The following is a 5,149-nucleotide window of genomic DNA, read 5'->3' on the forward strand; positions in this document are numbered from 1 at the left end:
GGTGCTGGAAGTGACGATGTTGTCGCCGGCTTCGGCAATCGTCTGGATCGCCGCCGTGATCGCCGCCATGCCGGAAGCGAAAGCCAGCCCGCCGATGCCGCCTTCCATCGCCGCCACGCGCTTTTCCAGCACGTCGGTGGTCGGGTTCATGATGCGGGTGTAGATGTTGCCGGCCACCTTGAGGTCGAACAGATCGGCACCATGCTGCGTGCTGTCAAAAGCGTAGGAAGTGGTTTGGTAGAGCGGCACGGCGACCGATTTGGTAGTCGGATCGGGGCTGTAACCGCCGTGTACGGCGAGGGTTTCGATTTTCATGCTGGCGTTTCCGTTCGATGAGGAGGTGGGAAAGTATGGAAAAATAGTGCAGGGCGCAGCTTACGGTGAAGCGATATACGTTTCAATACAAGAAGGAGGCCTTGCGTAAGGTTTTGCAGCGTGCTCGGCGCACGCGGGGTAAGTTGGCGCAGGCGCTGAACATGCCGAAGGGCTGAACACGGGGCCGGAAGCCGTGGCGCAGAGTTTTGCCGAAGCCGAATCCGATCTCGCCCGGCTGTTTGGTGGATTATTGGCGGTTAAGGAATTTTCTGAACGAATCCCAAGCCTTCAGGATCAAGCCCAGGTCATTGCCCTGACAAACAACATCAAACGCAGATTGGCGCGGAGCAAATCGGATAACGCGGATAAAATCCTGAGTAAGTGCCTTTGATCCGCGCTATCCGCGCTCATCCGCCCAATCCGCGTCAAGGAACGGACTGAAAGTGCGCGCTGCCCGCCCGGGCGGGCGGAAACCCATAAGGAGCAGATCATGAACCCGCAAACCCCACTGACTCTGATCCAGCGCAGCCGTAGCGTCGAAGCGCAGCTCGCCGGGCATGCCACGTCGGACGGCGCGGGGGTGCGCCTGACCCGCTTGCTGACGCAAAAGCTGCAGCGCCGCCTCGATCCTTTCTTGCTGCTCGATGCGTTCGGCAGCGACGACCCGGACGATTACATCGCTGGCTTCCCCGATCATCCGCACCGTGGTTTTGAAACCATCACCTACATGCTCGAGGGCCGCATGCGCCACCGCGACAGCGCCGGCCACGAAGGTGTGCTGGCGACGGGTGGCGTGCAGTGGATGACGGCGGGGCGCGGCGTGATCCACTCGGAAATTCCCGAGCAGGAGGCCGGGCGCATGGAAGGTTTTCAGCTCTGGCTGAATCTGCCGGCGGCGGACAAGCTGTGCGCGCCCTGGTACAAGGATTTTCCGGCAGCAGAATTGCCGCGTTACCGGACGCAATCCGGCGTGGCGGTCACGGTGATAGCCGGTGCGAGCCAGGGGCTTGCCGGGGCGGTGACGCGACCGGCGACGCAGCCCTTGTATCTGGACATCGACCTACCCGCGGGTGGCGCGTTCGAGCAGCCGCTGGCGGCGCACAATGCTTTTGTCGTGGTCTATCGTGGCGCAGTGGAGATTGCCGGCGAGGATGTTTCTGCCTTGCAGCTTGCCATTCTCGCCAATGACCCTGCCGCCGACGGCGTGCGCCTGGTGGCGCGGGAAGCCAGCCGGGCGTTGCTGGTGGCCGGGCAGCCTTTGCATGAACCCATCGTCCAGCAGGGGCCGTTCGTGATGAACGATGAACAGGGGATACATCAGGCGATCAAGGATTACCGCAATGGCCGTCTGGCCTGATGGATGCGGCGTGACAATTCAGCGGCTCGGTGCTGGCAGGCTGTCCGGCGGTGCCGACCAGATGCGGTAGCGTACTTCGACATCCTGCGGCACATACACGACCAGCGGTAGTTTGCTGTTGTAGCGTAGTAACAAAGGCTCGCCGCCGACAGCAACGAAAGCTTTGCGCCGGCTGTTGTCCGGGCAGGCCATCAGGGTGCTCATCGGCGGGCCGACCTGGTCTAAGCGGTGGTAGCTGTAACCCCAGCCTTCGATGGTTTTTTCTTCCCAGCGCCCGCCCAGACGGTGGCGGTTGCAATCGACTTCCAGCGTCTTGCCGGCGATCAGCTCCACCTTGCGCAAATCTTCATCGGCCAGGGGCGGCAGTTCGATGACATGACGGATTTCACCGGCCAAGGGGGCAGGAAAGGGTTTCAGGTCTGATGTCGAGCTTGATTTCACAGTGGCATCCGTGGCTTGGGTGGTGCAGGCGCACAAGGCTAGAGCGAGTGCGGCGAGGGTGGTGTGGCAGGGGGACATGACGTTCTCCTTGTGGATCAGTGTCTTTAACAATGACGTTGTTTTAACAGAAAACGCCCCGGATCGATAGCCTCGACCAAATCGGTTTCCAGCGGCAAGGGCTCGCCTTCGAGGCGTGAGAGCAAGAGATCGGCCATGAGCGCCGACCAGACGATGCCGCGCGTACCGAAACCTTGCAGGCACCACAGGCCGGGGTGGCGGGGCAGGGCGGGCAGGCGGGGGGAACCGCGCCGGGCGGCGGGGTCGGGCACTGAGCCGACGATGGGCAGGCGATCCGGCGACATGGGCCGCCAGCCGACGCGCCCGGTGAGCGTGCTTGGGTCGAGCGTGGAGGCGATGGCCGAGGTATAAGCGGGCAAACCCAGGCGCAGGCGGGCGAGATTTTCGGCGTGGTCGGCGGGGCGCACGCTGGAGTCAGGATCGTCGTATTGCAGGGTGGCCCCGATCAGGCGCTGGCCGTCGATTTGCGGCATGGCGTAGGCGTAGCGATTGACCACGAAAGGCAGCGACGGCCCGGCGGGCAGATGACTGACCTGGCCGCGCGCGGTTTTCTGCGGCAGCCAGGCGAGTTGTGCAAACTGCTGTGCGCCAACGCCGCCGGCGATGATGAGGATGGGTGCTTGCGCTACGACAGCGCCTGTCGCGTCAAACAAACGCCAGCCTGCCGCATCGTGTTCAAAATGCGCAATGGGGCAGCCGTAATGGGGGCGGATACGTTCGGGAAAAGCCGTTAGGGCGGCTTGGCAGACGGAAGCGGGATTGACCCAGCCGCCGTCGGGAAACCACCAACCGCCAATATCGGCGGGCCAGCCCAAGAGGGCGGATGCCTGTTCCCGGTCGAGAAACTGCAGCAGTTCCGACGGCTGCCGCAGGCTGTGCACGACCCGTTGCTGGGTGGCCTCGTGCTGCGGCTCGCGGGCCAGATGCAGCACGCCGCAGGGCGACCAGCGCGCTTGCGGCAGCGTGTGCAGCAGGGCGCGGGTGGCAAGAAAACCGGCGCGGGTGAGGCGGGAAAGATAATTGTCGTCGGCGCTGGGCAGGGGGCGCAGCATGCCGGCCAGATTGCAGGAAGCGCCGCTGGCTGGGCCGCTCGCCTGTTCGAAAACGTCAACCTGCCAGCCTGCCGCCGCCAGGGCGTGTGCGGCGGTACAGCCGGCGATGCCGGCACCGATGATGGCGGCGCGGCGTTCTGCCGGTGGCGGGTGGCGATCCGGGCGGCGCGAGCGTAACTGGCCGCACAGCATGTCGCGTTTGCCGGCAAAACCGGGGCGTTTTTCGAGATTGAATTCGGCCTCTGCCAAGGCCTTGCGCAAAGCAGCGGCCACCGACCAGGTGGCCAGCGTGGCACCCGGCGCGGCGAGGCGGGAGAGGGCTTTGCAGACGTTCGGCGTCCACAGTTCCGGGTTTTTGGCGGGTGAAAAACCGTCCAGATAAAACGCATCGACGCTGGCGTTGGTGGCGCGCAACAGCGTGCCGGCATCGCCAAAAAACAGGGTGAGCACGACCTGACGCCGGGCGAAAAACAGGCGATGCACGCCCGGCGTCAACAGCGGCCACTGGGCGCGCAGTTCGGCGGCAAGGTCGGCGAATTCAGGCCAGGCTTGCTGGGCGATGGCCAGATCGGCGGCGGTGAAAGGGTGTTTTTCGTAAGAAACGAAATGCAGCCGCCGGCTGCGCTGCGGATCATCACGCCAGGCTTGCCAGGTGGCGAGAAAATTCAGCCCCAGGCCGAAGCCGGTTTCGAGAATGACGAAGCGCTCTTTCCCCTGCCAGCGCCGGGGTAGGTCATTGCCGCCGAGAAAAACGTGGCGCGCTTGCGCCGGGCCGCCGTGGGCGGAATGGTAAACGTCGCCATAGGCGGCGGACACCGGCGTGCCATCAGCATTGAAGGCGAGGCAGGCCGGGGTCAGGGCGTCCATTCTTTCCTTATTCGGGGCGCATTTGCGGAAACAGGATCACGTCACGAATGGCCGGCGAATCGGTCAGCAGCATGATCAGCCGGTCGATGCCGATGCCGCAGCCGCCGGTCGGCGGCAGGCCGTATTCGAGGGCGCGGATGAAATCGGCGTCGTAGTACATGGCTTCCTCGTCGCCGGCATCCTTGGCCTTGGCCTGCTCCTGGAAGCGGGCGGCCTGGTCTTCCGGGTCGTTCAGCTCGGAGAAGCCGTTGGCGATTTCGCGCCCGACGATGAAGAGCTCGAAGCGTTCGGTGATCTCCGGGTTGGCATCGGAAGCGCGGGCGAGCGGGCTGACTTCCACCGGGTAATCGATGATGAAGGTCGGCTCCCAGCATTGCGCCTCGGCGCAGGCTTCGAAGAGCTGCAACTGCAGGCTGCCCAGGCCGCCCGGCTTGATCGGCTCGCCGAAAGCCTTGATCTTGGTTTTGAGGAATTCGGCGTCAGCCAGTTGCGCATCGGTGAAACCGGGTTGCTCGCGCTGGATCGCCTGGGTGATGGTGAGGCGGTGGAAAGGCTTGGACAGGTCGAGCGTGCGCCCCTGGTATTCAAAAACTTCCTTGCCCAGCGCCTCGCGCGCCGACTGGCGGATCAGGCCTTCGGTGAAATCCATCAGCGTGTGGTAATTCGCATAGGCCTCGTAGAATTCCATCATGGTGAATTCCGGGTTGTGGCGCGGCGAAAGGCCTTCGTTACGGAAATTGCGGTTGATTTCAAAAACTTTTTCAAATCCGCCGACGACCAGGCGCTTCAAATAAAGCTCCGGCGCGATGCGCAAAAACTGCTGCATGTCGAGCGCGTTGTGGTGTGTCACGAAAGGTTTGGCCGAAGCGCCACCGGGAATCGGATGCATCATCGGTGTTTCGACTTCCATGAAGCCGTGGCCGAGCATGTAATTGCGGATCGAAGCGACGATGGCCGAGCGGGCGCGGAAAACGAAGCGCGTTTCCTCGTTCATGATGAGGTCGACGTAACGCTGGCGGTACTTCATTTCCTGGTCGGC

At 63.4% G+C, this 5,149-nt stretch carries 5 protein-coding genes; 1 reads left to right on the plus strand and 4 read right to left on the minus strand.

Features of this window, described 5'->3' with window-relative positions:
- On the minus strand, positions 1 to 315 hold a 315-nt coding region (locus tag ACM62Q_RS09700), incomplete at its 3' end, for a PLP-dependent transferase (protein ID WP_415036006.1).
- 490 nt (positions 316 to 805) lie between these two features.
- Between ACM62Q_RS09700 and ACM62Q_RS09705 the strand changes: the two genes are divergently transcribed.
- Positions 806 to 1,672, plus strand: coding sequence for a pirin family protein (locus ACM62Q_RS09705; RefSeq protein WP_415036008.1), 867 nt, complete (start codon positions 806 to 808; stop codon positions 1,670 to 1,672).
- An 18-nt stretch (positions 1,673 to 1,690) separates the two neighbouring features.
- On the opposite strand, the gene eco is transcribed toward ACM62Q_RS09705, so the two are convergent.
- The 3 genes from eco to lysS form a co-directional block, all read right to left on the minus strand.
- On the minus strand, positions 1,691 to 2,191 hold the full coding sequence (gene eco, locus ACM62Q_RS09710; protein ID WP_415036010.1) for a serine protease inhibitor ecotin: 501 nt from the start codon (positions 2,189 to 2,191) through the stop codon (positions 1,691 to 1,693).
- Positions 2,192 to 2,217: 26 nt separating this feature from the next.
- A complete protein-coding gene (gene mnmC / locus ACM62Q_RS09715) occupies positions 2,218 to 4,110 on the minus strand; it encodes a bifunctional tRNA (5-methylaminomethyl-2-thiouridine)(34)-methyltransferase MnmD/FAD-dependent 5-carboxymethylaminomethyl-2-thiouridine(34) oxidoreductase MnmC (RefSeq protein WP_415036011.1) in 1,893 nt (630 codons plus the stop codon).
- Between the two features lie 7 nt (positions 4,111 to 4,117).
- Positions 4,118 to 5,149: lysine--tRNA ligase (gene lysS / locus ACM62Q_RS09720; RefSeq protein ID WP_415036013.1), on the minus strand; the 1,032-nt coding region annotated here is incomplete at its 5' end.

Source organism: Azonexus sp. (assembly GCF_047638095.1).
Taxonomy (GTDB): domain Bacteria; phylum Pseudomonadota; class Gammaproteobacteria; order Burkholderiales; family Rhodocyclaceae; genus Azonexus.

Coding starts and splice junctions, on each gene's coding strand:
- ACM62Q_RS09705 (WP_415036008.1), top strand. CDS start 806: ATGAACCCGCAAACCCCACTGACTCTGATCCAGCGCAGCCGTAGCGTC.
- eco (WP_415036010.1), bottom strand. CDS start 2,191: ATGTCCCCCTGCCACACCACCCTCGCCGCACTCGCTCTAGCCTTGTGC.
- mnmC (WP_415036011.1), bottom strand. CDS start 4,110: ATGGACGCCCTGACCCCGGCCTGCCTCGCCTTCAATGCTGATGGCACG.